Genomic DNA, 24,512 nt, shown 5'->3' with positions numbered 1-24,512 from the left:
AAAGAATGAAAAGCAAAACAATCAAGCGGCGAATGGTAACAGGCGACACCCGCCCCGCTCCAGCAGGCAGGGCATTTAAGCCAAGTTTGCCTCTGGAACGCCCGTAAGCCGTGGTGAATGGGCAAATATCAGCGGACGGCATTTACCGCTTATCGGCTGTATGCCAGATTCGCCTGCTGATAACTTTCCTTACAATTCCTCGACTACAGTTTGCCCATGCCTGCCCAACTCAAGCGTCGCCTGTTGATTTTCCTGTTGCTCGTCCTGCTGATCGCCGGGGGCTTTTTCGCCCATTGGTTTTTCAAGGGACGCTTTTATGAAAGCACTGACAACGCCTATGTCCAGGGCGAAATCACCCGTGTGTCGAGCCAGTTGAGCGCGCGCATCGATGAAGTGCTGGTGCAGGACAATCAACACGTGGAAAAAGGCCAGTTACTGGTACGCCTTGAACCGAATGATTTCCGTCTGGCCATCGATCGCGCCAATGCCGCCCTCGCCACCCGCGAAGCCGAACGCCTGCAGGCGCAAAGCAAATTGACTCAGCAAGCCAGCCTGATTGCCTCCAGCGACGCGCAAGTGGCGACCACGCAAGCTACCCTCGGCCGTTCGCAGATGGACTTGTCGCGAGCAGAAACCCTGCGCAAACCCGGTTACGTTTCCGAAGAACGGGTGACCACCCTCTCCGCCGACGCCCACATTGCTCGTTCACAAGTGGCCAAGGCGCAAGCCGACGCGCAGGGCCAGCGCCAGCAGGTCAACGCCTTGAACGCGGAAATCAAACGCCTCGACGCACAGATCGCCAACGCCCGCGCCGATCTCGCGCAAGCCGAACTCAATCTGACCCGCAGCGAAATCCACGCGCCGATCAGCGGCCTGGTCGGCCAACGCGCTGCCCGTAACGGTCAAGTGGTGCAGGCTGGCGCCTATCTGCTGTCGATCGTCCCGGATGAAGACATCTGGGTGCAGGCCAACTTCAAGGAAACCCAGATCGGTCATATGCAACCCGGCCAGAAAGCCGAGCTGACCTTCGATGCCTATGGCGACACGCCAATCGAAGCGCGAGTCGATAGCCTGTTCGCCGCGTCCGGCGCGCAGTTCAGCTTGCTGCCACCGGACAACGCCACCGGCAACTTCACCAAAGTCGTGCAACGGATTCCGGTGAAACTGACCTTCAAGGCCGACAACCCGCTGCACGGCAAGATCCGCCCGGGCATGTCCGTCACCGCCAAAGTGAACATCAAAGACGCCCCGGACAATGGCCGGTGATTCGCTGATCCGCCCGGTCGGCGAGCCGACCCGGCGCGACTGGATTGCGGTGATGAGCGTGATGCTCGGCGCCTTCATGGCGGTGCTCGACATCCAGATCACCAACTCGTCGCTGAAAGATATTCAAGGTGCGCTGTCGGCGACACTGGAAGAAGGCTCGTGGATTTCCACCTCGTATCTCGTCGCGGAAATCATCATGATCCCGCTGACTGCGTGGCTGGTGCAGCTGCTCTCGGCGCGACGCTTGGCGGTGTGGGTGTCGCTGGGGTTTCTGGTTTCTTCACTGCTGTGCTCGATGGCCTGGAGCCTGGAAAGCATGATCGTCTTTCGCGCCATGCAAGGCTTCACCGGTGGCGCGCTGATCCCGCTGGCGTTCACCCTGACCCTGATCAAACTCCCGGAACACCATCGTGCCAAAGGCATGGCGATGTTCGCCATGACCGCCACGTTTGCGCCGTCCATCGGCCCGACGCTGGGCGGCTGGCTCACGGAAAACTGGGGTTGGGAATACATCTTCTACATCAACATTCCGCCGGGCCTGATCATGATTGCCGGGTTGATGTACGGACTGGAGAAGAAAGAGGCGCACTGGGAACTGCTGAAAAGCACCGACTACACCGGCATCCTCACGCTGGGGATTGGCCTCGGTTGCTTGCAGGTTTTTTTGGAAGAAGGCCATCGCAAGGACTGGCTCGAATCGAGCCTGATCGTGATGCTGGGCAGCATTGCCCTGGTGAGTCTGATCACTTTTGTGATCGTGCAGATCTCCAAACCCAATCCGCTGATCAACCTCGGCATTCTGCGTAATCGCAACTTCGGTTTATCGAGCATTTCCAGCCTGGGCATGGGTGTCGGGTTGTACGGCTCGATCTATCTGTTGCCGCTGTATCTGGCGCAGATCCAGAACTACAACGCCCTGCAGATCGGCGAAGTGATCATGTGGATGGGCGTGCCGCAGCTGTTCCTGATTCCGCTGGTGCCGAAGCTGATGAAGTTTGTCTCGCCGAAATGGCTATGCACGATTGGATTTGGCCTGTTCGGCTTGGCGAGTTTTTCTTCGGGGGTGCTCAACCCGGATTTCGCCGGGCCGCAGTTCAATCAGATCCAGATCATTCGCGCGCTGGGCCAGCCGTTGATCATGGTGACCATTTCGCTGATCGCCACGGCGTACATCCTGCCGCAGGACGCGGGGTCGGCGTCGAGTCTGTTCAATATTCTGCGCAATCTGGGCGGCGCGATTGGCATTGCCCTGTTGGCGACGCTTCTGGATGCGCGCACCAAGACTTACTTCGATTATTTGCGCGAGGCGGTGGTGCCGACCAATCCGCAGGTGGCGGAACGGTTGGCGTCGATGACCGATCGGTTTGGCAATGACACGGCGGCGCTGGGCAAGTTGAGTGAGATCGTCCATCAGCAGGCGGCGATCATGGCTTACAACGATGCGTTTCACTTTGTCGGGATTGCGCTGGGGATCAGCATGTTGGCGATTTTGTTGACCAAGAAATTGCCACAAGGGTTGAAGGCTGGGGAGTCTCATTAAGACTGAGTCGCCCCATTCGCGAGCAGGCTCGCTCCCACAGAAGTTTTGTGAACGACACAGATCCAAAGTGGGAGCGAGCCTGCTCGCGAAGAGGCCCGCTCAGGCAATGAAGATCAAACCGCTAAAAGCCGCTCGCGCAGTTTGGCAATCTCATCACGCATCTGCGCCGCCGCTTCAAACTCCAGATCCCGCGCCAGCTGATACATTTTCTCTTCCAGCGCACGAATACGCTTGGTGATCTCGCTCGGCGAGCGCAGTTCGGCTTCGTACTTGGCGTTCTCTTCGGCGGCTTTGGCCATGCCTTTGCGCTTCTTGCTGCGCGAGCCCGGCACGGTGGCGCCTTCCATGATATCGGCGACGTCTTTGATCACACCGCGCGGGGTGATGCCGTTTTCCAGGTTGAAGGCGATCTGTTTGTCGCGACGCCGCTCGGTCTCGCCAATCGCGCGCTCCATCGAACCGGTCATGCGATCGGCGTAAAGAATCGCTCGGCCATTGAGGTTCCGCGCGGCGCGGCCAATGGTCTGAATCAGCGAGCGTTCGGAACGCAGGAAGCCCTCCTTGTCCGCATCGAGGATCGCCACCAGCGACACTTCCGGCATGTCCAGACCTTCACGCAGCAAGTTGATCCCGACCAACACATCGAACGTGCCTAGGCGCAGATCGCGGATGATCTCGACCCGCTCAACGGTGTCGATGTCCGAGTGCAGATAGCGCACGCGCACGCCGTGGTCGGCAAGGTAATCGGTGAGGTCTTCGGCCATGCGCTTGGTCAGCGTGGTGACCAGCACCCGCTCCTCAACCGCCACGCGCTTGGTGATTTCCGAGAGCAGATCGTCGACCTGAGTCAGCGCCGGGCGCACTTCAACCTGCGGGTCGACCAGACCCGTCGGCCGCACCACTTGCTCAACCACGCGCCCGGCGTGTTCGGCTTCGTAGTTGCCCGGGGTCGCCGAGACAAAAATGGTCTGCGGGCTGACCCCTTCCCACTCGTCGAAACGCATTGGCCGGTTGTCCAGCGCCGACGGCAGACGGAAGCCGTATTCGACGAGGGTTTCCTTACGCGAACGGTCGCCCTTATACATCGCACCGACCTGCGGCACGCTGACGTGGGATTCGTCGATCACCAGCAAGGCGTCCGCCGGCAGGTAGTCGTAAAGGGTTGGCGGCGCGGCACCGGCCGGACGCCCGGACAGATAGCGCGAGTAGTTTTCGATGCCGTTGCAGTAACCCAGTTCGAGGATCATTTCCAGGTCGAAACGGGTGCGCTGCTCCAGCCGCTGAGCCTCGACCAGTTTGTTGTTGCTGCGCAGGTATTCGAGGCGTTCCTGCAATTCGACCTTGATGTGCTCTATGGCGTCGAGCAGGGTTTCCCGAGGCGTCACATAGTGGCTCTTCGGGTAGAAGGTGAAACGCGGCATCTTGCGGATGACTTCGCCGGTCAGCGGGTCGAACGCGGAAATGCTTTCGACCTCGTCATCGAACAGCTCGATACGGATCGCTTCCAGATCGGATTCCGCCGGGTAGATGTCGATCACATCGCCGCGCACGCGAAAGGTCGCGCGGGCAAAATCCATGTCGTTGCGGGTGTATTGCAGGTCGGCCAGACGCCGCAGCAGCGCACGCTGATCGAGTTTGTCGCCGCGATCGACGTGCAAGACCATCTTCAAATAGGTTTCCGGGCTACCCAGACCGTAGATGCACGACACCGTGGTGACGATGATCGCGTCCTTGCGCTCGAGCAGCGCTTTGGTCGCGGACAAACGCATCTGCTCGATGTGGTCGTTGATCGACGCATCCTTCTCGATGAAAGTGTCGGACGACGGCACGTAGGCTTCGGGCTGGTAGTAGTCGTAGTAGGAGACGAAATACTCGACCGCGTTATTCGGGAAGAACGCCTTGAACTCACCGTACAACTGCGCGGCGAGGGTCTTGTTCGGCGCCAGCACCAGCGTCGGGCGCTGTATCTGCGAGATGACATTGGCGATGCTGAAGGTCTTGCCCGAGCCGGTCACACCGAGCAGCGTCTGGTGCGCCAGCCCGGCTTCGATGCCCTCGACCAATTGGCGAATGGCTTCCGGCTGATCGCCGGCGGGCTCAAAGCGGGTGACGAGCTGGAATTCGGACATATATACCTCTGGGATCGCGGCATTCCGAGCAAAGCGGAGCACCACGGGGACGACCGCAAACGACCGGTGTCGCGCAAGAAAAAACCTGGATTGTGCTCAATGTGGTGGCGATTGCCTCACCTTTCAAGGCAAACGTCCTACATCCGGTAAAGACTCTGACACTAGCAGTCGACTAACGGTCAAGAAATAATCGGAAAAACTTACTCTAAAAGCCGAATCGCCTGTCGCCATTGTTCCGTAATGGCCTCTATACTAGCTCCCCGTTTGTGCACCGCTCTAGTGCATCCGGCTGGAGCGCGACACGTCCCTCATTCTCCATTCAGAGCCGCCGCAATAATGAGCCTGTTCTCCGCTGTCGAAATGGCACCCCGCGATCCAATCCTGGGCCTCAACGAAGCATTCAACGCCGATACCCGGACCACCAAGGTCAACCTGGGCGTGGGTGTTTACTGCAACGAAGAGGGGCGAATTCCACTTCTGCGCGCCGTGATCGAAGCCGAGACGATTCGCGTCGCTCAACACGCTTCGCGCGGTTACCTGCCAATCGATGGCATCGCTGCCTACGACCAGGCCGTGCAAAAGCTGCTGTTCGGCAACGATTCGCCGCTGATCAGCGCCGGTCGCGTCATCACCACTCAGGCTGTCGGCGGTACTGGCGCCCTGAAGATCGGTGCCGACTTCCTCAAGCAACTGCTACCGAACGCCGTTGTGGCGATCAGCGACCCAAGCTGGGAAAACCATCGCGCGCTGTTCGAAACCGCTGGTTTCCCGGTGCAGAACTACCGTTACTACGACGCTGCAACCCACGACGTAAACCGTACCGGCATGCTCGAAGACCTCAACGCCTTGCCGAACGGCTCGATCGTTATCCTCCACGCCTGCTGCCACAACCCGACCGGCGTCGACCTGACCCCGGCGGACTGGAACAACGTGCTGGACGTGGTCAAGGCCAAAGGTCACGTGCCGTTCCTCGACATGGCGTACCAGGGTTTTGGCGACGGTATCGACGAAGACGCCGCTGCCGTGCGTCTGTTCGCCGAGTCCGGTCTGACCTTCTTCGTCTCGAGCTCGTTCTCCAAGTCGTTCTCGCTGTACGGCGAGCGCGTTGGCGCCCTGTCGATCATCAGCGAATCGAAAGAAGAAAGCGCGCGCGTGCTGTCGCAAGTCAAACGCGTGATCCGCACCAACTACTCCAACCCGCCGACCCACGGTGCAAGCATCGTTGCTGCGGTGTTGAACAGCCCGGAACTGCGCGCCCAGTGGGAAGCCGAGCTGGCGGAAATGCGCCTGCGCATTCGCGGCATGCGAACGCAGATGGTTGATCTGCTGGCCGAGAAAGCCCCGGGCCGCGACTTCAGCTTCGTCGGTCGCCAGCGCGGCATGTTCTCCTACTCGGGCCTGACCACTGAACAAGTGCATCGCCTGCGTAACGAGTTCGGCATTTACGCACTGGATACCGGCCGTATCTGTGTGGCAGCGCTGAACCAGAGCAACATCAAGGCTGTGACGGATGCGATTGTTCAGGTCATCTGATTTCGCCGCGTGATGAAAAACGGGAAGCCTTGGGGCTTCCCGTTTTTTATTTGTCCGAAGGAATGCAACATTCCCTCTAAACTGCACACAAATCCAATTGTGGGAGCGAGCCTGCTCGCGAATACGGTCTGTTAGCCAACAACGATGGCGACTGACCCACCGCATTCGCGAGCAGGCTCGCTCCCACATTAGTGATGAGTTAACCCAAGAATTCTGCGAGAACCCTAATGAAAAACGACAACCTGCGCGCCGACCGTGACGATCTGGATGATTTCATCCCTCGCGCCTCGGCCAAACGCGAAAAAAGCCTGGTGCTGCAAGTAGCGGCCGGGGTGTTTCTCGGTGGTCTGGCGCTGTGGCTGGTGCAGCTGGCGGCCACCGCGGCCTACGCCAAACTGATGATGGGCACCATCACCTTCGGCAGTTAAGCCAGCTCAGTCGCGCGCTGAGTCGCGGCGTCGTCATAGACGACGTACAGCGATTCAGCGATCTGGCTTTTGATCGCCTTGGTGCTTTCCAGCCCAAGGACGAACCCTTCAGCCTTGCCACCGGCGCGATTGAGTTCTTCAGCGTTGCTGGCCTGGGTAATTGCGTCGAAGAGTTTTTCGGCGTGGGGACCGACACCCTTGGGCAGGCTGATTTGCGCGATGCTCATGCGAGCACCTCATTATTGCGGTTTGAATGATTCATGGCGCGTACCTTGTTCGGCGAATGGCCGGCAGCGCGTGTGACCACTTCCGGGCGGCCATGGTAGACCTCTGCTACGGTTCTGGTAACCGCCAATCGCTGACAAACCACCGTCCGTCCCGAAGATTCACTCAATTTTGCAACCTACGCTTGACTTCTCTTTTTGAATCAGTAACATACGCACCAATTCCGCAATAGCTCAGTTGGTAGAGCAAATGACTGTTAATCATTGGGTCCCTGGTTCGAGTCCAGGTTGTGGAGCCAAATAGCAAAGCCCCTGAATTGAAAGATTCAGGGGCTTTTTTGTGGGCGCTCGAAAAGATCATTCTGATCCACAAAAGAAAAGGGCCGATCTGCGCTTAACAGATCGGCCCTTTTCTATTCAGTCACAGCGGTCAGACATGCTCGCTGCTTTTCACCTGCACTTTCGGCACACCGTGCCCATGATCGTGATCATCCGGCTCGATCACCGGCACTTCCTTGCCATCGCAGTCATGCAGCTTGCCGTCGCTGAAGTAATCGCCTTCACGCAGCGCCGCCAGATCGCGATAACGCAAAGTCCGCTCCTCCGCTGCCGCAAACACCGATTGCTGATCCGAGTTACCAGCGGTGAAGTGGTTGAACGCCAGGTTGAGCAGGATCGCCATGATCGCCGACGAACTGATGCCCGAGTGGAAGATGGTCGCAAACCAGCTTGGGAAGTGATCGTAGAAGTTCGGTGCAGCAATCGGGATCATACCGAAACCGATTGAAGTAGCAACGATGATCAGGTTGACGTTGTTGCGGTAATCAACTTTCGACAGCGTACGGATGCCGCTTGCCGCTACGGTACCGAACAGTACGATACCGGCGCCGCCGAGTACCGACGTCGGCACGGCTGCGATGACCCGACCCATGAACGGCAGCAGGCCAAGGATCACCAGAAAGATGCCGCCAGTAGCGACCACGTAACGGCTCTTGATGCCGGTCACCGCCACCAGACCGACGTTCTGGGCGAAGGCGCTCTGGGTGAACGAACCGAAAATCGGCGCAAACATGCTCGACAGCATGTCCGCGCGCAGGCCGTTGCCCAGGCGCTTGGAATCGACCTTGGTGCCGATGATTTCACCGACCGCCAGAATGTCTGCCGACGTTTCTACCAGCGTCACCATCACCACGATGCACATCGACAGGATCGCGGCGAAGTGGAAGGTCGGCATACCGAAATGGAACGGCGTTGGGAAGCCGAACATCGGCCCCGTGGTGACGCTGGAGAAGTCCGCCATGCCGAGGAACACCGCCAGCACCGTGCCGATCACCATGGCCAGCAGAATCGACAGACGCGAGATGGTCGAACTGCCGACTTTGCTCAGCAACAGCACCAATACCAGCGTGACCGCCGCCAGACCGATGTTCTGCATGCTGCCGAAGTCCGGCGCATGGCTGTTACCGCCCATCGCCCAGCGTGCGGCCACCGGCATCAGCGTCAGGCCGATGGTGGTGATCACGATGCCGGTGACCAAGGGCGGAAAGAACTTGGTGATGCGTGAGAACACCGGCGTGATAAGCAGCCCTATCAAGGAGGCGGCAATCACCGCACCCAGCACCGACTGAAAGCCACCCTCCCCGCCACTGCTGACGATCGCGACCATGGTCGCCACACCGGAGAACGACACGCCCTGCACCAGCGGCAACTGGCAGCCAAAAAACGGCAGACCCAGGGTTTGCAGCAGTGTCGCCAGCCCCCCCGCAAACAATGAAGCAGCAATCAGCAAACCGATGTCCGCCGGCGACAAGCCGGCCGCCTGGCCGATGATCAGTGGCACCGCAACGATACCGCCGTACATGGTCAGAACATGTTGCAGGCCGTAAGCCATATTCGCGCCGACCCCGAGATTCTCGTCCTCGGGCCGTTGGTGTGAAACATGGGGCGTTTTCATGGTGGGGGGTTCCCTGGTTTTTGTTATGCGCACACTGTATTCAATACTCGTGACAAATGTCCATAGAGTTGTATACAACTTATCAGTCACATAATGGATAGGTAGCCACCCAACCTTCTATCCCGCCGGTTCCATTCCCCACAAATCCGGCAACACATCCCTTCCTGCACCTGCCCGCGTGCGCACTAGGCTGAATTGTTCATGGCGACCGACGGCACCGTCGCACTCTTTTTTATACATATAAAGTATGCATAATGAAGTCAATTGAAATTCAGTACGACAAAAGCAAGAACGCAGCCAACAAACTCAAGCACAAGGGCGTCAGCCTCGCTGAAACCGAACCGGTATTTCACGACGAACGAGCACTGACGATCGAGGACAACGACCATGACGAACAACGCTGGATCACTATTGGCCTCGACGGCAAAGGGCGACTTTTGGTCGTTGCATACAGTTACCGGGACGCGAATGTCGTTCGAATCATTTCTGCACGTGTCGCTACACCGAGCGAGCGTTGCGCTTATTTTCTGGAGGCTTGACCGATGAAAGACGAATATGACTTTTCTCAGGGCAAACGCGGCGCAGTGGCGTCAAACAAGGGCAAAACCCGCATCACCATCATGCTCGACGATGCCGTCATCGAAGCTGCGCGTACGGTCGCGGAGAACGAAGGGTTCGGTTACCAAACGGTGATCAATAACACCCTGCGTCATGCGTTGCTGGATGCCGCTGCAAAACCGGAACAAGTCGAATCGAGCGGACAGTTCAAGAAGGGCATCACCGCCGCCGACCTCAAGAGCCTCGAGAAAAAGCTGTCGGCAGCGGTCGGGGAAATCCGTCGAGTGCTGGAGCCCGACGCCAAACCCTAGACGGAAACAGGCGCGATCACCCGCGCCAAAGAATGCCGCACGTGAGGTAGATCATGCAGGTGCAGACCAAACTCGCGCGCCAGCAAATCAATCAATTCATCGACTTGCGCCACCTCGCGCCGCTCACTGCTGGCACCCATGCGATGGATAGCGAAACTGCCGTTGTTCAGGGTCTTGCGCCAGCCATCCCCGGTGCGCGCCACCATCAGGCGCTGTGCAAACGGTGACTCAGGGTGAGTCGAGACATACCAGTTGCCAATGGTGTAATCGATGTCTTCCTGGCGCTGCAGATCAAACAGGTACATCGACCGCCACTCCCCCGCCACCTTGGCCTGCAACATGTAACCGTCGGCTTGTTTTTCAATGCGATAAGGTTCGTGCGGGGTCGCTTGCTCGGCTTCGGTATCGAGGATCAGCGGCGCGGTCGGCACCATGCCACCGAAGCCGACATCACTGATGTAACGCACGTCGTCGATAGTCACCAGACTCAAACGGTGGGTGCGCGCTGTCCAGCTGCCTTCGGGCTGATTCATCACCACGCGCCCGCTGATGGAACGGGCATCGAAGCCCAATTCAAGCAACAGGGCAAAAAACAGGTTGTTGAGTTCGTAGCAATAACCACCACGGCCACCGACGAGGATTTTTTCTTCGATGGACGGCAGATCGATCAACACTGGCGCCCCGGCAATCGTCGCCAGATTTTCGAAAGGAAACACGCCGGTGTGGCGCCACTGCAATTGGCGCAGCGTTGCCAGCGTTGGTGCCGGCGGCGCATCGAAACCCAGACGCAGCAGGTACAGCTTCAGATTCGTCAGGCGAGGCTCACTCATTGCTCGGTCCTTATGCATGGGGCCGCAGTTCACTGCGTTGATGGTCGCCATGTATACGGGATCGAGCACTGGTTTCGACAATTGATTTCGCCAATCGCCCGCTAGCGTTTTTTCCGTGAACCGATACGAATCCACGTCGGCGCATGGTCACTGGCGTGGGGTTCGTTGCGCACCCAGGCGTCTACCCCGGCTTCGTGCAAATACGGACTCAGTGCCGGGTTGAGCAATAGATGATCGATGCGCAAACCGGAGTTGGTTTGCCAATGCTGGCGGAAGTAATCCCAAAACGTATAGAGCCGATCCTCGGGATACAGATGGCGCAGCGAGTCCGTCCAGCCTTGATCGAGCAAGCGTTGATAACACTCGCGGCTCTCGGGTTGCAGCAGCGCATCCTTGAGCCAGGAGCGGGTGTTGTAGATGTCCATGTCGGTGGGCACGACGTTGTAGTCACCGGCCAGCACCACCGGATGATCGCTGCTTTGCAGGTCCTTCGCGTAGCTGATCAGCCGTTCGAACCAGGCCAGTTTGTAATCGAACTTCGGCCCCGGCTGCGGATTGCCGTTAGGCAAATACAGACACCCGACCAGTACGCCGTGCACCGCCGCTTCCAGATAACGGCTGTGCTGGTCATCGGGATCGCCCGGCAGACCGCGCCGGCTCTCCAGCGGTTGCGCGTCGCGGGCGAGAATCGCCACGCCGTTCCATGAGGCTTGCCCCTGCCAGATTGCGCCATAACCGGCAGCTTCCAGTTCTGCTGCGGGAAAGGCCGTGTCGACAGATTTGAGTTCTTGCAGGCAGGCGATGTCCGGCTGCTCGCGCTTGAGCCAGTCCAGCAGGTTGGGCAAGCGTGCGCGTAAACCGTTGACGTTATAGGTGGCGATTCGCAGGTTTTTCATCGGCTGAGGCTCCTGCCTGTGGGCTGTAAAAAATCTGACCCTGCGATCATCGCGGCGGTTGCATCGGATCCGCCCGGTGCGGCGTAATAGGCGCTCGCCATTCGCCCGTACTGCCGAGACCTGAATCCCATGCAAACCACGCTGCAAGGTCAGCGCATCCTTCTGCGCCCGCTTCAGTATTCAGATGCCGCCGCCCTGCTCCACGCTGCCGCCGATGGTGAGCTGTGGAATCTCACCGTCACCGTGGTGCCTTCGCCCAGCACTGTCGACAGCTACCTGAAAAAAGCACTCGATGGCCGTGACGCCGGCACGGTGATGCCGTTTGTCATTGTGCTTAAAGACAGCGGCGAGGTGATCGGCTCAACGCGCTTCTGGAAGATCGACCCGCTCAATCGCAAGCTGGAAATCGGCAGCAGCTGGATCGCGGCGAGCTGGCAGAAATCCTTCGTTAATACCGAAGCCAAATACCTGATGCTGCGCCACGCCTTCGACGTGCTCGATTGCGTGCGCGTGCAGTTCACCACCGACGAGAACAACCAGAAGTCACGCAACGCGATTCTGCGCCTTGGCGCGCAACAGGAAGGCATCGTCCGCCATGAGCGGATCATGCCGGACGGACGCAAGCGCAACTCGGTACGTTTCAGCATCATCGACGACGAGTGGCCGCAGGTGCGCCTGCACCTGGAGCAGAAACTCGGCGCCTGACCCTTCAGGCGCGATTGCGCAGCCACTGCAGAAAGCCTCTTTTCGGTACCACCGCCGGCGCTTCCTCGGTCAGGGATTGCGCCTTGTGCAGGCGGTAATCGAGCAGTGTCTGCATCGCGTCGTGAATGTCATGACGCGCATCGAGGCACGGCTTGAGGTACGACTTCTCGATGCGATACAACGCGCAAAAGGTCTTCGCCGAAAAGTCCGCCGGCAACGCGGTATCGGCCAAGATCCCGGCCTCGCCAATCACTTCGCCCGGCCCCATGCGCCCGGACTCGAATGGTGTGCCGTGGCGCTTCAGGGTCACCGAAACCACGCCGGACTCAATAATGAACAGGTGATCACTGACCTCGCCGCCCGCAAGAATGATTTCACCGGCGCGGAAGGTTTGCAGGCTCATGTTCTGGCTGAAGGTGTCTTTTTCTTCCTGGCGCAGGGTCGAGAAGATCGGCGAACTGTCGAGCAGCGCCCGTGGTCGCGACAAATTGGTCGGCGCAGTGCTTTCATCACTCGACAGCAGGTTGACCCCGGACGCCTGCAAGTGCCGATACGCCAGGTCAAACAGTTGATTGCGCACCACGCGCTTCTCGCCCATCGATGCAACGAACCCGCTGATCTCGTATTCCGCCCCACTGCTGCCGGAGCTTTTCAGGGCGACGCTCGGCGCCGGCGTGTCGAGCAGTTGCCGGCAGCCCTGCATCGCCCGCTCCAGCGCATCGATCACCGAACTGGGCCGGGCATGCGGGCTGACCTGCACGCTGACCGCGACGCCGAACATATTGCTTGGCCGACTGAAGTTGATGATTTTGGCCTTGGCCGCCAGCGAGTTGGGAATCACCGCCATGCTGCCCTGACTGGTTTGCAAACGTGTGGCGCGCCAGTCGATGTCGGTGACCCGGCCTTCGGTGCCGTCGATGGAGATCCAGTCATCGAGTTGATAAGGCTTGGTGGTATTGAGGACGATCCCGGAGAACACATCGCTGAGCGTGCTCTGCAAGGCCAGACCGACGATGATCGCCAACGCCCCGGAAGTCGCCAGCACACCTTTGACCGGCAGATCCAGCACATAGGCCAGCGCCGCAATAATCGCGATAAGGAAAATCACTGCGCCGAGCAGATCCTGCAACAGCCGTCCGGTGTGGCCGACCCGTTGCATCATCACCGCACCGATCAACACCGTCAGGGTGCGCGCGCCGAACAGCCACCAGCCAATCTGCAACCCGGTCGCAGCCAGGTGCAGCGGCACGTTATCGGCCCACGGCGCCGGCTCCATCGGGTTGAGACCTTCGTTGAACAGCAGCACGCTGAACAGCGTGAAAATCAGCACCCGCACCAGCAGTTTCCACTCACTGCCATGGGAACTGATCAGACGCCACAAGCCCAGATCGAGGAGGATCAGTATCAACGCGCAAAACAACGGATGTTCAGTGAGCAGAGACAGCATCAAACAACTCCGACGGGGGCCAATCGCGAGAAGATCGCACAGATTGAGCAAGTGTAGGAGCAATTGATTTCAGAGCATGAACCCGCCCCCAAAAACACCACAAAACCAAATATGTGAGCGAGCCTGCTCGCGAATGCGATCGACCAGTCAAAGGTGCATCGACTGACATGACGCCTTCGCGAGCAGGCTCGCTCCCACAGGGGTTTAGTGGTGTGGTGAGAGTTATTTACCGTTAGTCAGGATGCTGTAGCGGGTGATCAGGTTGATCCTGTGTTGAGCGGAGTGGTTGTGCGTTAAGCGTGCATCTGGCCGAAGCGGCCGGACTGGAAGTCGGCGAACGCCTGGTGGATTTCCTGCTCGGTGTTCATCACGAACGGGCCGTGGCCGACGATCGGTTCGTCGATCGGCTCGCCACTGAGCAGCAACACCACCGCGTCCTGGCTGGCTTCGAGCGTCATCTGATGGCCGTCACGCTCGAACAGCGCCAACTGCCCTTCGCGCACCGACTCCACGCCGTTGACCTGCACCGTGCCTTTCAACACCACCAGCGCCGTGTTGCGACCTTCATGCAGATCAAGCGTCAGCGACTTGCCGGCGGTCAGGCGCAGATCCCACACGTCGATCGGCGTAAAGGTGCGCGACGGGCCGGTGTGGCCATCGAATTCACCGGCGATCAGGCGCAGGTGGCCCGCGTTGTCCTTGAGTGCGATGCTCGGGATGTCACGGTCGAGAATGGTCTGGTAGCCCGGCGCGGCCATTTTGTCTTTGGCCGGCAGGTTGACCCACAACTGCACCATTTCCAGTTTGCCGCCGGTTCTGGCGAAGTTTTCCGAGTGGAACTCCTCGTGGAGGATCCCGGAAGCCGCGGTCATCCATTGCACATCGCCCGGACCAATCACGCCGCCACTGCCGGTCGAGTCGCGGTGCTGAACCTCGCCTTCATAAACGATAGTCACGGTTTCGAAACCACGGTGCGGATGCTGACCAACGCCACGCCGTTCGGTGGTCGGGGTGAAATCGGCAGGGCCGGCGTGATCGAGCAGCAGGAACGGGCTGATGTGTTTGCCCAGGTTGTCGTAGGAAAACAGCGTGCGAACCGGGAAACCATCGCCGACCCAATGGCCGCGCGGGCTGGTGTAGATACCGATGATGTTTTTCATGGTTGTCTCCAATTGGGGTGAATGATGCGATGGATTAAGCTTAAATCCATGACCATTAATGCACTAGACTGCAAAAATCAGCCTTAGCGTTCTATCTGGGGAACGATGGGTGGTGCAGCCATCGCTGGCAGGTCTTGAGGTGGACAGGTAATTCATCTCCCGCCAGGATCTTTGTGGGAGCTGGCTTGCCAGCGATGAGGCCAGCCCAGCCAATGCACAATGAACATTTGATTCATGACTTCTGATCAATAGTGCTTTGACCCAGTCGCGGTTTTTCTCAACGATTCACACATGGATACTCCTGCCCATTCCCACCGCAACTCTGGAGTCTTTCATGTCTGTTCCCGCTTTCGGTCTTGGTACGTTTCGCCTGCAAGGCCAGGTGGTCATCGCTTCGGTCAGTACCGCCCTCGAACTCGGCTACCGGGTCATCGACACCGCGCAAATCTACGACAACGAAGCCGATGTCGGCGCGGCCATTGCGGCCAGCGGCATCCCGCGCGACAAGCTGTTCATCACCAGCAAGATCTGGGTCGCCAACTTCGCCAAAGATCGCCTGATCGACAGCCTCAAGGAAAGCCTGGAAAAACTGCAGACCGACTACCTCGACCTGACCTTGATTCACTGGCCGTCGCCGGAAAACCAGGTACCGGTCGAAGAATTCATGGGCGCCCTGCTGGAGGCCAAGCGTCTGGGCCTGACCCGGCAGATCGGCGTGTCCAACTTCACCATTGAGCTGATGCAACAAGCGATCGCCGCGGTCGGTGCCGACAACATCGCAACCAACCAGATTGAACTGCACCCGTACCTGCAGAACCGCACAGTGGTCGAGTTCGCCCGCAGCCAAGGCATCCACATCACTTCGTACATGACCCTCGCTTACGGTGAAGTGCTGAAAGATCCGTTGCTCCAGCAGATCGCCGAACGCCTGCAGGCGACGCCGGCACAAGTCACCCTGGCCTGGGCCATGCAGTCGGGTTACGCCGTGATCCCGTCGTCGACCAAACGTGACAACCTGCAAAGCAACCTTGCCGCCACCGCACTGACACTAAGCGATGCCGATATGGCGCTGATTGCCACGCTTGATCGCGGCCAGCGCCTGACCAGCCCGAAAGGCATCGCACCGCACTGGGACTGATCCGACACGCATCAGATTTGCAGACGTTGCGCGAGGCTGGCCATGGCCTCGCGCAACGTTTCGCTCGCGACGTCCAGCGGCGCCGCGTGTGTCTCGCGGCACGCCTGCTCCAGCGCGACACACGTTGCCACTACCTGCGCCGCACCGACCATCTGCGCCCCGCCCTTGATGTGATGCGCCAGTTCACGCAGCCCTGCGCGATCCTGCTCTCGCTGCAATACTTCCAAACGTTGCAGATCGAGCTGCAAGCTGTTCAACACTTCCTTGCGCAACTGCCCGATCAAGGCACGATCATCCCCGGCCATTTGCTCCAATGTGCTCAGGTCGATTTCCACCAGCGCCGGCACCTCGCCAGGGTTTAGCGTCACTTCGCAATGACTGGCAGCCGTCAACGCCTGCGCGAGGTCGTGCAAGCGGATCGGTTTGAACAGACATTCGTCCATGCCGGCATTCAGGCAACGCGTCCGCTCCTCGGTCTGCGCGTTGGCGGTAAAGCCAAGAATCAGACAGGGTTGGCGGCCGGCAAGCGCTTCCTCATCACGGATCGCCCGTGCCAGTTGATAACCGTTACGCCGCGGCATGTTGCAATCGGTGATCACCACATCGAATGCCTGCGTGCGCCATCGCTCCAGGCCCTGATCACCGTTCTCGGTGTCGACCGTGCGATGGCCGAGTTCACTCAACTGCCAGCACAGCAGCAAGCGGTTGACCGGGTGATCGTCCACCACCAGCACAGTCAGTGCACAGCTCGCAGCCACCACGGCTTGCGCGGTTGCAGCGGGTAGAGCAAGGGCGGCCAACAGCGGCAGTTCAAGACTCACCTCAACTTGCGTTCCTTTACCCGGCGCACTGTCGAGTCGCAGCGTACCGCCCATCATTTCGCAGAGGCTGCGACTGATCACCAGGCCCAGTCCGGAACCGCTGCGGGCCGACTGCGAGTGATTGCTCGCCTGCACGAACGGGCTGAACAGCCGTCGCCGGTCATCGTCGCTGATCCCTACCCCACTGTCTTCAATGAGCACCTTCACGGCCAGTCGCTCGGCCGTCGCTGCAGTCACTACCAGCCGCAGACTGACCTCGCCCTCCTCGGTGAACTTGATTGCATTGCTCAGCAGATTCGACAGCACTTGTTTGCAGCGCGTCGGATCGATCAGCACATCAACGTTGCTGCGGACATCCAGTTCGATATGCCACAGCAAACGCTTCTGCCGTGCCAGCCCTTCGAACACCCGGCACACCGACACTACCAGTTCGCGCAGATTGGCGCGCTCCGGCGCGAGGGACAAATGCCCGGCCTCGATCCGCGCGATGTCGAGAATGTCGCCGATCAGCGCGAGCAATTGTTGCCCAGCGTTGGACGCCACCTGAATCGCCAAGCGGTCGGTCACGCCCTCCTCGGCCCTTTTCAGTGCCAGCTCAAGCATGCCGATCAAGGCATTCATCGGTGTGCGGATTTCATGGCTCATGGTCGCCAGAAACGTGGTTTTCGCCCGATTGGCGTCGTCCGCCGCGTTCTTGGCTTCCTGCAATTGCTGCAACCACTGCTGGCGCCGGCGAATCTGCTGGCGCTGAAAAACGATCCAGGCCAGTGCCAGCGCCAGCAGAACCGCTGCCCCGGCAAAGCCCAGCAGAATCTCGCGACGATGCCGTAGCCAGTAACTGTCATCGACCACCACATCGTGGCTCCAACGCTCAACCAGTTCGTCCATCTGTTGTGGGGCGATGCTCAGCAAGGCCTTGTTCAGGATCGAATGCAGGGCCGGCATGTGCGGCGCCGTCGCCAGCGCAATGCGCGCCGGTTGATCGCCGACCGTGCCGCTGATGCGCAGACGCTCGCGGTAGTGACGGGCGATCAGAAAGCGCGCTACCAGCAACGAGCTGACCGTAGCGTCGACCTGGCCTTTGGCAATCAACGCCATGCCTTCGGCGGGGCTTTTGACTTCGATCAGACGGATGCGCGGCACCCGTTCCAATAGATATCCGCGCAACGGATGGCCGCGATAAATCGCCAGCCGTTTATCGTTCAGATCATCAAGGTCGAGCGGGCCCTGCGCAGTGATTGGACTGACCAGCACAAACGGATTGTTCAGATAGGCGCGGGTAAATTGCAGTTCGGTTTCGCGCTCGCTGCTCGGCGTCACCACCGGCAATACATCCAGTTCGCCGGCCTTGAGCTGTTCGATCTGGCGATCCAGCGACGTGCCGCGCACAACTTCGAAGTTCAGCCCGCTGCGCTGACTGATCAAGCTCAACAGTTGCGCCGACAACCCGCTGAAGCGGCCATCGGCATCAAAAAACGTCAGCGGCGCGAAATCTTCGATGGCACCGACGTGCACCACCGGATGCTGATCCAGCCACTCCTGCTCGCTGGCACTGAGTTGCACCCGCGACTGTTCAGCCATTTCGGCAAGGCCTGCGCTCCAGCGTTGCTCGATACGTTGCCGGCGCTCCATGGGGATGGCCGTCAACGCTTTATCGACGATGCGTTTGAGGCGCGCGTCGCTGCGCAACAGGGCAAAGGCGAACGCATTGGCGTCCAGCCCTGCGGGGCCGGCCAGTTGCAGGTCGTTACGATAATTGGTGTTGATCAGATAGTTGGCACTGATGAAGTCGCCTAGATAAACATCATCCGCGCCGAACGCCACCGCTCCGAGCGCATCCATCGCCGAAGGGTAACGCTGCACGCTGGCCAGGGGATAAAACGCTTGCACGCTCGCCAGTGGCAGATAGTCCTCGACCATGGCCAGGCGCTTGCCGGCCAGATCGCTCGGCAATTGCTCTTCGAGCCGGGACACCAGCATCGGCTGATCTTCGGCGTAGGGTCGGGACAGAATGAAGTCCGGGTCGGCGGCCTCAAAACTGTTAGAGGTCCCCAGCAGATCGAGATCGCCGCGTTTGAGTGCCGCCATCACGGCATCGCGGTTGGCAAAACGCTGCACTTCGATGCGCACACCAAGCAACTGCGCCAGCAGATCAGCGTAATCGGCGGTCAGCCCTTCGAGCTCATGCTGATTGCGGGTGATTTCGAACGGTGGGTAATCCGGACCGGAAACACCCATGCGCAGAACCGGGTGCTGACGCAGCCATTGCCGGTCCTGTTCGTCCAGGCGCAACCGAACGCTTTCTGGCCCGGTGCGGGTCAGCACTTGCAGCACTTGTGGCGTGTCACTCGCCCAGCAGGTGGCTATCAGGCTCAGCCACAGCCAGAAAACCTGCCATCCCTGCTTCATGTCCGCTCGCTCAGATCACATGATTGCGCTTGGCGAAATCGCGCAAGTGCACTGCTGAACCGACGCCGAGTTTTTTCATCAGACGGGTTTTATAGGTGCTGACGGTTTTGTGGCTCAGGTGCATGGCCACAGCAATCGACTTGTTGGACTTGCCCTGCCCCAGTTGCTCGAAAATGCTCAACTCACGGTCGGAAAGTTGATCGATCATCTGTTTTTCCGTGGTTTGCACGGCATTCAGCGTGCTGAAACTGTCCGGGAGCGAGGAAAAATAGGTATGCCCCGACATCACCGCCCGAATGGCGTTGCGCAGTTGCTCCAGTTGATTGGTTTTGGTTACGTAAGCCATGGCCCCGGCACGCACGCAGCGATCCTGATAGAACATGGGTTCGTGTGTGCTGAACACCAGCACGCGGCAAGCAAAATCATTGGCCTTGATCCGGGCAAGAACCTCCAGCCCGCCGAGTACCGGCAAATTCAGATCGAGTATCACCAATCGAGGATTGTGTTCCCTGATGAGCGAAACCACCTCGTTGCCCTGAGAGGCCTCGTATATCTGCTTGAATCCCAAGGCTTGCAACACGATCCGGATGGCGGCGCGCACCACTGGATGATCGTCGACGATCAGCGCTGACTTCATGGCCACTCCCGGTGCAAAGTCTGACGAACAGGCCACCGATGGGGGCTGATCCAGACTCAGTGGCTGCACCGGGACTGTTACATGGAACGGCGAGCGAATCACCTGTCAGACCTGACAGTTGCAGCCAGTGAGTTTTTATGCATGAGCAACGATTTTCACCGACGAGTACGGCTGGCCGGCTGACAAAAGCTGCCGCCTCGCGGGTGTATCGACCAGCGCCATCAGCTGACTGATCGACTGTTTTGAGGGCAGAGCCAAATGGCTGACTTGCACATTTTCCTGAGCGAAACCCGGGGCCTGTTGCAACGGCGCCGTGGGTTCGTTGTAGATCAGCGCCTGACGAACCAGCGGGTTATCCAGGAAAAACCCCAACAGATCCAGCGAACCTGCGGCCAGTTCGGCATTGATCACTACCACATCGAACGGCTCGCAACCGTAGTCCACCAGCGTCAGCAGTTCGGTGAGGCTCTGTGCCGGAGCCACGCGGTAGTAATCGAGGCTGTTGAACAGACGCTCGATTTTCATCCGGTGGAAATGCTGCGTGTCGGCGATCAGGATGCGCAGGGCTTTATTGATCATGGTCAGTCTCCCGGGGTCACGGTTTCTGGGTGCGGCAAGACTACGCAAGCTACGTGGCGGGTTCTGTAGGACTTTTCCGAAAAAAACAGCTATCCATCGCAGGGTCAGGCGGTTTATTCGGTAGTGCTCGGACTCCAGAACGCCTGCACCACCAGCGCCGATGTCGAGATCCGCGCCACCAGTGCGTCGAGTTCATCACCGTCGACCGACGTTGTCGCCAGCGTCGCTTCGATTTCGATTTCATCGGCGCCGAATGCATGCACATCCACGTCGCTGGCCGGGTAGTTGCTGCGCTCCAGTTCGGCTTCGAGCAAGGCGAACACGGCGGTTTGCTGTGAGCGCCGAGCGATGACGTAGACGATGTTGGTGACTTCCGCCGAAACCACGTCCAATGGCTGACGGTTGATGTTGTTGACGATCGGCCGCAGCAAGGTATTGGCGGCGAGAATGAACAGCGTGCCGAGCACCGCTTCGGCAAGCAGATCGGCGCCGGCACAGGCGCCGACCGCTGCAGACGTCCACAGGGTCGCGGCGGTGTTCAGGCCGCGCACGTTGCCCTCTTCGCGCATGATCACCCCGGCGCCGAGAAAGCCGATGCCGGAGACCACGTAGGCAACCACACGCACCGCGCCTTCGGCACCGGCGAGACGGTTGGCCATGTCGACGAAAATTGCCGCGCCGACCGCGACCAGGACGTTGGTGCGCAGACCCGCAGTGCGTTGCCGGTACTGGCGCTCGAAACCGATCAGACCGCCGAGGATGAAAGCAGCGCTGAGGCTGACGAGGGTGTCGAGCAGTGAATCGAGGTTAAGGTTGTTGATGGCTTGCATAGTCTTGTCCTTGAAAACACCCAAATCCCCTGTAGGAGCTGCCGAAGGCTGCGATCTTTTGATTTTGTTTTTAAAAGACAAGATCAAGAGATCGCAGCCTTCGGCAGCTCCTACAGGGGAGAGCAATCCTGCGGTTATTGCCAGCCGAACCGGCGGATGTAGAAACCTTTTACTGCCTGGGTCAGCGCCATGTACGCCAACAAAATCACCGGCAGGAACACGAAATACAGCGACGGCAGCGCCTGCAGTTTGAAGTAGTACGCCAGCGGTCCCATCGGCAGGAAGATGCCGACCGCCATGATGATCCCGGTCATCACCAGCAGCGGCATGGCTGCGCGGCTTTGCAGGAACGGAATCTTCGGTGTGCGGATCATGTGCACGATCAGCGTCTGGGTCAGCAACCCGACCACGAACCAGCCGGACTGGAACAGGGTCTGGTGATCCGGGGTGTTGGCATCGAACACGTACCACATCAAGGCGAACGTGGTGATGTCAAAAATCGAGCTGATCGGGCCGAAGAACAGCATGAAGCGCCCGACATCGCCCGGCTGCCAGCGTTGTGGTTTTTTCAGCATCTCCTCGTCGACGTTATCGAACGGAATCGCAATCTGCGAAATGTCGTAGAGCAGGTTCTGCACCAACAGATGCATCGGCAGCATCGGCAGGAACGGAATGAACGCACTGGCGACCAGCACCGAGAACACGTTGCCGAAGTTGGAGCTGGCGGTCATCTTGATGTACTTGAGCATATTGGCGAAGGTGCGCCGCCCTTCGAGCACGCCCTCTTCCAGAACCATCAGGCTCTTTTCCAACAGGATGATGTCGGCCGCTTCCTTGGCGATGTCCACCGCGCTGTCCACGGAAATACCGATGTCGGCGGTACGCAGCGCGGGCGCATCGTTGATGCCGTCCCCCATGAAGCCGACCACGTGGCCATTGCCTTTGAGGATGCGCACGATGCGCTCCTTGTGTGACGGCGTCAGTTTGGCGAAGACGTTGGTTTTTTCTACAGCCACTGCAAGTTCCGCGTCACTCATGCGCTCAATGTCATTGCCCAGCAACAGGCCTTGTTGCGCGAGGCCGACTTCGCGGCAGATTTTCGCCGTCACCAGCTCGTTGTCACCGGTCAGCACCTTCACTGCCACACCGTGTTCAGCCAAAGCCTTGAGCGCTGGCGCGGTGCTTTCCTTCGGCGGATCGAGGAACGCCACATAGCCGATCAGCGTCAGTTCATTTTCATCAGCCAGGCTGTAAGTGTCGCGCCCTTGCGGCATCGAGCGGGCAGCCACCGCCACCACCCGTAAGCCTTCAGCGTTGAATGCTGCGGTGACCTGACGAATCCGGGTCAGCAATTCATCGCTCAAGGCTTCATCGACTTCGCCGTGACGCACGCGGCTGCACACCGCCAGGACTTCTTCCACCGCACCTTTGCAGATCAACTGGTGTGGCTGGCCACGCCCTTCGACCACCACCGACATGCGCCGACGGTTGAAGTCGAACGGGATCTCATCGACCTTGCGAAACGCCGTGCCGACTTTCAATTCACGGTGGATTTCCACGTGTTCCAGCACCGCGACATCCAGCAGGTTTTTCAGCCCGGTCTGGTAGTAGCTGTTCAGATACGCCATCTCCAGCACGTCATCGGAGTCTTGGCCCCAGACATCGACGTTGCGCGCGAGGAAGATTTTGTCCTGGGTCAGTGTGCCGGTCTTGTCGGTGCACAGCACGTCCATGGCGCCGAAGTTCTGAATCGCATCAAGACGTTTGACGATGACTTTTTTGCGCGACAGGAACACCGCGCCTTTGGCCAGCGTCGAGGTGACAATCATCGGCAGCATTTCCGGGGTCAGGCCGACGGCAATCGACAGCGCGAACAGCAGTGCTTCAGTCCAGTCGCCCTTGGTGAAACCGTTGATGAACAGCACCAGCGGCGCCATGACAAACATGAAACGGATCAACAGCCAGCTGACTTTGTTGACGCCTTGCTGGAACGACGTCACTGCGCGATCAGTCGCTCCAACTCGTTGCGCCAACGCACCGAAATAGGTGCTGTTGCCGGTGGTGAGGATCACTGCCACCGCTGTGCCGGACACCACGTTGGTGCCCATGAACAGAATGTTGTCCAGCTCCAGTGGATTGCGCGTATCGCGATCCTGCTGGTGTGGAAACTTCTCCACCGGCATCGATTCGCCGGTCATTGCAGCTTGGCTGACGAACAGGTCCTTGGCGCTGAGCACACGGCAATCGGCAGGAATCATGTCACCGGCCGAGAGCACAATCAGATCGCCCGGCACCAGTTGCTTGATCGGCAATTCGCTGCGCGGCGCGTCACGGCGCATCACCGTGGCGGTGTTGCTGACCATGGCTTTCAGCGCATCGGCGGCTTGGTTGGATTTGCTTTCCTGCCAGAAGCGCAGCAGCGTCGACAGCACCACCATCGAGAAAATCACCACGGCGGCCTTGAGGTCTTCGGTCAGCCACGAGATCACCGCCAACAGGGTCAGCAGCAGGTTGAACGGGTTTTTGTAGCAGTGCCACAGGTGAATCCACCAGGGCAGCGGCTGCTCGTGTTCGACTTCGTTGAGGCCGTATTGCGCACGCAGTGCATCGACTTCGAAATCGGTGAGGCCATCGGAATGCGTGCCGAGTGACGACAGCAACACACCGCTGTCGCAATGCGCGGCATCGACCAGGGTGTTGGCCAGAGTGGGTGGGACTTCACGGCTGACCGTGGTGTCGTTGATCGATTCCAGCAGCGCCAGGCGACGGAAGTGTCGGGCGATGTGGCGGGTCCGCAGAAAACCTGCGAAAAATTCCTTGAGCGTAAGTTTCATGGCTGTTGCCCCTATGGTCAGCCGGGAAACCGTCAAGCAGGTACGGCCGCGCCTCGTCCGCCGGAACAACCGGCACGGCAAGGCCTGGCGCGCCGGTCAGAAAAGACAGGCGTGTCGATAGGGCTGCGATCACGACGATAAAGTCGCAATCACGCTCTGTTCAGCGTCGATGAGAAGGAACGTCCAGACATGGCCCAGGACGGGTCATGCACGGGATGCCGCTGCTCGCTTTTACGGCGAGACAACGGCAGAGAAAGGCTGCGCGTTATCTTGCCGAGAATCT

Annotated in this window: 20 protein-coding genes and 1 tRNA gene; 9 read left to right on the top strand and 12 right to left on the bottom strand. The window is 59.2% G+C overall.

Features of this window, described 5'->3' with window-relative positions; genetic code table 11:
* Positions 1-216 precede the first annotated feature (216 nt).
* Together ACRRSD_RS24960 and ACRRSD_RS24955 are read left to right on the top strand one after the other, a co-directional pair.
* Positions 217-1,266, top strand: a complete 1,050-nt coding sequence (locus ACRRSD_RS24960; RefSeq protein WP_435035903.1) for an HlyD family secretion protein — start codon at positions 217-219, stop codon at positions 1,264-1,266.
* 49 nt (positions 1,267-1,315) lie between these two features.
* Positions 1,316-2,806, top strand: a complete 1,491-nt coding sequence (locus ACRRSD_RS24955; RefSeq protein WP_435038540.1) for an MDR family MFS transporter — start codon at positions 1,316-1,318, stop codon at positions 2,804-2,806.
* A 113-nt stretch (positions 2,807-2,919) separates the two neighbouring features.
* On the opposite strand, the gene uvrB is transcribed toward ACRRSD_RS24955, so the two are convergent.
* Positions 2,920-4,935, bottom strand: coding sequence for an excinuclease ABC subunit UvrB (uvrB, locus tag ACRRSD_RS24950; protein WP_095123435.1), 2,016 nt, complete (start codon positions 4,933-4,935; stop codon positions 2,920-2,922).
* 336 nt (positions 4,936-5,271) lie between these two features.
* Here uvrB and ACRRSD_RS24945 point away from each other — a divergent pair, with 336 nt between their 5' ends.
* Positions 5,272-6,468 (top strand): amino acid aminotransferase, encoded by a 1,197-nt coding sequence (locus ACRRSD_RS24945; RefSeq protein ID WP_435035902.1) that lies wholly within the window; start codon positions 5,272-5,274, stop codon positions 6,466-6,468.
* A gap of 227 nt (positions 6,469-6,695) precedes the next feature.
* Positions 6,696-6,896, top strand: coding sequence for a hypothetical protein (locus ACRRSD_RS24940; RefSeq protein WP_038363595.1), 201 nt, complete (start codon positions 6,696-6,698; stop codon positions 6,894-6,896).
* On the opposite strand, the gene ACRRSD_RS24935 is transcribed toward ACRRSD_RS24940, so the two are convergent.
* A complete protein-coding gene (locus ACRRSD_RS24935) occupies positions 6,893-7,123 on the bottom strand; it encodes a hypothetical protein (RefSeq protein ID WP_435035901.1) in 231 nt (76 codons plus the stop codon). The genes ACRRSD_RS24940 and ACRRSD_RS24935 overlap by 4 nt on opposite strands.
* A 220-nt stretch (positions 7,124-7,343) precedes the next feature.
* On the opposite strand from ACRRSD_RS24935, the gene ACRRSD_RS24930 reads away from it, so the two are divergent.
* Positions 7,344-7,419: transfer RNA gene (locus ACRRSD_RS24930), tRNA-Asn, on the top strand.
* A gap of 131 nt (positions 7,420-7,550) precedes the next feature.
* Here ACRRSD_RS24930 and ACRRSD_RS24925 read toward each other — a convergent pair.
* Positions 7,551-9,074 (bottom strand): nucleobase:cation symporter-2 family protein, encoded by a 1,524-nt coding sequence (locus ACRRSD_RS24925; RefSeq protein WP_435035899.1) that lies wholly within the window; start codon positions 9,072-9,074, stop codon positions 7,551-7,553.
* Between the two features lie 254 nt (positions 9,075-9,328).
* Here ACRRSD_RS24925 and ACRRSD_RS24920 point away from each other — a divergent pair, with 254 nt between their 5' ends.
* Positions 9,329-9,613, top strand: coding sequence for a BrnT family toxin (locus ACRRSD_RS24920; protein ID WP_435035897.1), 285 nt, complete (start codon positions 9,329-9,331; stop codon positions 9,611-9,613).
* Positions 9,614-9,616: 3 nt separating this feature from the next.
* Positions 9,617-9,943, top strand: a complete 327-nt coding sequence (locus ACRRSD_RS24915; protein WP_122609056.1) for a BrnA antitoxin family protein — start codon at positions 9,617-9,619, stop codon at positions 9,941-9,943.
* Here ACRRSD_RS24915 and ACRRSD_RS24910 read toward each other — a convergent pair.
* Both ACRRSD_RS24910 and xth read right to left on the bottom strand, forming a co-directional pair.
* Positions 9,940-10,773 carry an arylamine N-acetyltransferase family protein gene (locus ACRRSD_RS24910; protein WP_435035896.1) on the bottom strand — a complete coding sequence of 278 codons (834 nt, stop codon included), beginning with the start codon at positions 10,771-10,773 and terminating at the stop codon, positions 9,940-9,942. The two genes, ACRRSD_RS24915 and ACRRSD_RS24910, sit on opposite strands and share 4 nt — an antisense overlap.
* Before the next feature lie 101 nt (positions 10,774-10,874).
* Positions 10,875-11,669: an exodeoxyribonuclease III gene (xth, locus tag ACRRSD_RS24905; RefSeq protein ID WP_401045657.1), complete on the bottom strand. Its 795-nt coding sequence runs from the start codon at positions 11,667-11,669 to the stop codon at positions 10,875-10,877.
* Positions 11,670-11,798: 129 nt separating this feature from the next.
* Here xth and ACRRSD_RS24900 point away from each other — a divergent pair, with 129 nt between their 5' ends.
* Positions 11,799-12,374, top strand: a complete 576-nt coding sequence (locus ACRRSD_RS24900; protein ID WP_435035894.1) for a GNAT family N-acetyltransferase — start codon at positions 11,799-11,801, stop codon at positions 12,372-12,374.
* A gap of 4 nt (positions 12,375-12,378) precedes the next feature.
* Here the strand turns inward: ACRRSD_RS24900 and ACRRSD_RS24895 are convergent, their stop codons facing one another.
* Together ACRRSD_RS24895 and ACRRSD_RS24890 are read right to left on the bottom strand one after the other, a co-directional pair.
* Complete coding sequence (locus ACRRSD_RS24895) at positions 12,379-13,821, bottom strand: mechanosensitive ion channel family protein (RefSeq protein WP_150650992.1); 1,443 nt, start codon at positions 13,819-13,821, stop codon at positions 12,379-12,381.
* Between the two features lie 293 nt (positions 13,822-14,114).
* A complete protein-coding gene (locus ACRRSD_RS24890; RefSeq protein ID WP_435035893.1) occupies positions 14,115-14,981 on the bottom strand; it encodes a pirin family protein in 867 nt (288 codons plus the stop codon).
* A gap of 334 nt (positions 14,982-15,315) precedes the next feature.
* On the opposite strand from ACRRSD_RS24890, the gene dkgB reads away from it, so the two are divergent.
* Positions 15,316-16,119, top strand: a complete 804-nt coding sequence (gene dkgB, locus ACRRSD_RS24885; protein ID WP_435035890.1) for a 2,5-didehydrogluconate reductase DkgB — start codon at positions 15,316-15,318, stop codon at positions 16,117-16,119.
* Between the two features lie 11 nt (positions 16,120-16,130).
* On the opposite strand, the gene ACRRSD_RS24880 is transcribed toward dkgB, so the two are convergent.
* The 5 genes from ACRRSD_RS24880 to mgtA form a co-directional block, all read right to left on the bottom strand.
* Positions 16,131-19,349, bottom strand: coding sequence for a transporter substrate-binding domain-containing protein (locus tag ACRRSD_RS24880; RefSeq protein ID WP_435035889.1), 3,219 nt, complete (start codon positions 19,347-19,349; stop codon positions 16,131-16,133).
* A 10-nt stretch (positions 19,350-19,359) separates the two neighbouring features.
* Positions 19,360-19,986: a response regulator gene (locus tag ACRRSD_RS24875; protein WP_435035887.1), complete on the bottom strand. Its 627-nt coding sequence runs from the start codon at positions 19,984-19,986 to the stop codon at positions 19,360-19,362.
* Between the two features lie 135 nt (positions 19,987-20,121).
* On the bottom strand, positions 20,122-20,565 hold the full coding sequence (locus ACRRSD_RS24870) for a chemotaxis protein CheY (protein ID WP_435035886.1): 444 nt from the start codon (positions 20,563-20,565) through the stop codon (positions 20,122-20,124).
* 113 nt (positions 20,566-20,678) lie between these two features.
* Positions 20,679-21,395 carry an MgtC/SapB family protein gene (locus ACRRSD_RS24865; protein ID WP_007913384.1) on the bottom strand — a complete coding sequence of 239 codons (717 nt, stop codon included), beginning with the start codon at positions 21,393-21,395 and terminating at the stop codon, positions 20,679-20,681.
* 134 nt (positions 21,396-21,529) lie between these two features.
* Positions 21,530-24,229: a magnesium-translocating P-type ATPase gene (gene mgtA, locus ACRRSD_RS24860; protein WP_435035884.1), complete on the bottom strand. Its 2,700-nt coding sequence runs from the start codon at positions 24,227-24,229 to the stop codon at positions 21,530-21,532.
* Positions 24,230-24,512: the final 283 nt, after the last annotated feature.

The sequence above is a fragment of the Pseudomonas neuropathica genome (assembly GCF_051174785.1).
In the GTDB taxonomy this organism is placed as follows: domain Bacteria; phylum Pseudomonadota; class Gammaproteobacteria; order Pseudomonadales; family Pseudomonadaceae; genus Aquipseudomonas; species Aquipseudomonas neuropathica_A.
This window is presented reverse-complemented; position numbering and strand designations above follow the sequence as displayed.

Bases quoted from the DNA above. Each gene is read 5' to 3' on its own strand.
- ACRRSD_RS24865 (WP_007913384.1), bottom strand. From the start codon at position 21,395: ATGCAAGCCATCAACAACCTTAACCTCGATTCACTGCTCGACACCCTC.
- ACRRSD_RS24940 (WP_038363595.1), top strand. From the start codon at position 6,696: ATGAAAAACGACAACCTGCGCGCCGACCGTGACGATCTGGATGATTTC.
- ACRRSD_RS24900 (WP_435035894.1), top strand. From the start codon at position 11,799: ATGCAAACCACGCTGCAAGGTCAGCGCATCCTTCTGCGCCCGCTTCAG.
- ACRRSD_RS24895 (WP_150650992.1), bottom strand. From the start codon at position 13,821: ATGCTGTCTCTGCTCACTGAACATCCGTTGTTTTGCGCGTTGATACTG.
- ACRRSD_RS24890 (WP_435035893.1), bottom strand. From the start codon at position 14,981: ATGAAAAACATCATCGGTATCTACACCAGCCCGCGCGGCCATTGGGTC.
- ACRRSD_RS24925 (WP_435035899.1), bottom strand. From the start codon at position 9,074: ATGAAAACGCCCCATGTTTCACACCAACGGCCCGAGGACGAGAATCTC.
- uvrB (WP_095123435.1), bottom strand. From the start codon at position 4,935: ATGTCCGAATTCCAGCTCGTCACCCGCTTTGAGCCCGCCGGCGATCAG.
- ACRRSD_RS24910 (WP_435035896.1), bottom strand. From the start codon at position 10,773: ATGAGTGAGCCTCGCCTGACGAATCTGAAGCTGTACCTGCTGCGTCTG.
- ACRRSD_RS24870 (WP_435035886.1), bottom strand. From the start codon at position 20,565: ATGATCAATAAAGCCCTGCGCATCCTGATCGCCGACACGCAGCATTTC.
- dkgB (WP_435035890.1), top strand. From the start codon at position 15,316: ATGTCTGTTCCCGCTTTCGGTCTTGGTACGTTTCGCCTGCAAGGCCAG.
- ACRRSD_RS24945 (WP_435035902.1), top strand. From the start codon at position 5,272: ATGAGCCTGTTCTCCGCTGTCGAAATGGCACCCCGCGATCCAATCCTG.
- ACRRSD_RS24920 (WP_435035897.1), top strand. From the start codon at position 9,329: ATGAAGTCAATTGAAATTCAGTACGACAAAAGCAAGAACGCAGCCAAC.
- ACRRSD_RS24935 (WP_435035901.1), bottom strand. From the start codon at position 7,123: ATGAGCATCGCGCAAATCAGCCTGCCCAAGGGTGTCGGTCCCCACGCC.
- ACRRSD_RS24960 (WP_435035903.1), top strand. From the start codon at position 217: ATGCCTGCCCAACTCAAGCGTCGCCTGTTGATTTTCCTGTTGCTCGTC.
- ACRRSD_RS24915 (WP_122609056.1), top strand. From the start codon at position 9,617: ATGAAAGACGAATATGACTTTTCTCAGGGCAAACGCGGCGCAGTGGCG.
- ACRRSD_RS24880 (WP_435035889.1), bottom strand. From the start codon at position 19,349: ATGAAGCAGGGATGGCAGGTTTTCTGGCTGTGGCTGAGCCTGATAGCC.
- ACRRSD_RS24875 (WP_435035887.1), bottom strand. From the start codon at position 19,986: ATGAAGTCAGCGCTGATCGTCGACGATCATCCAGTGGTGCGCGCCGCC.
- mgtA (WP_435035884.1), bottom strand. From the start codon at position 24,229: ATGAAACTTACGCTCAAGGAATTTTTCGCAGGTTTTCTGCGGACCCGC.
- xth (WP_401045657.1), bottom strand. From the start codon at position 11,669: ATGAAAAACCTGCGAATCGCCACCTATAACGTCAACGGTTTACGCGCA.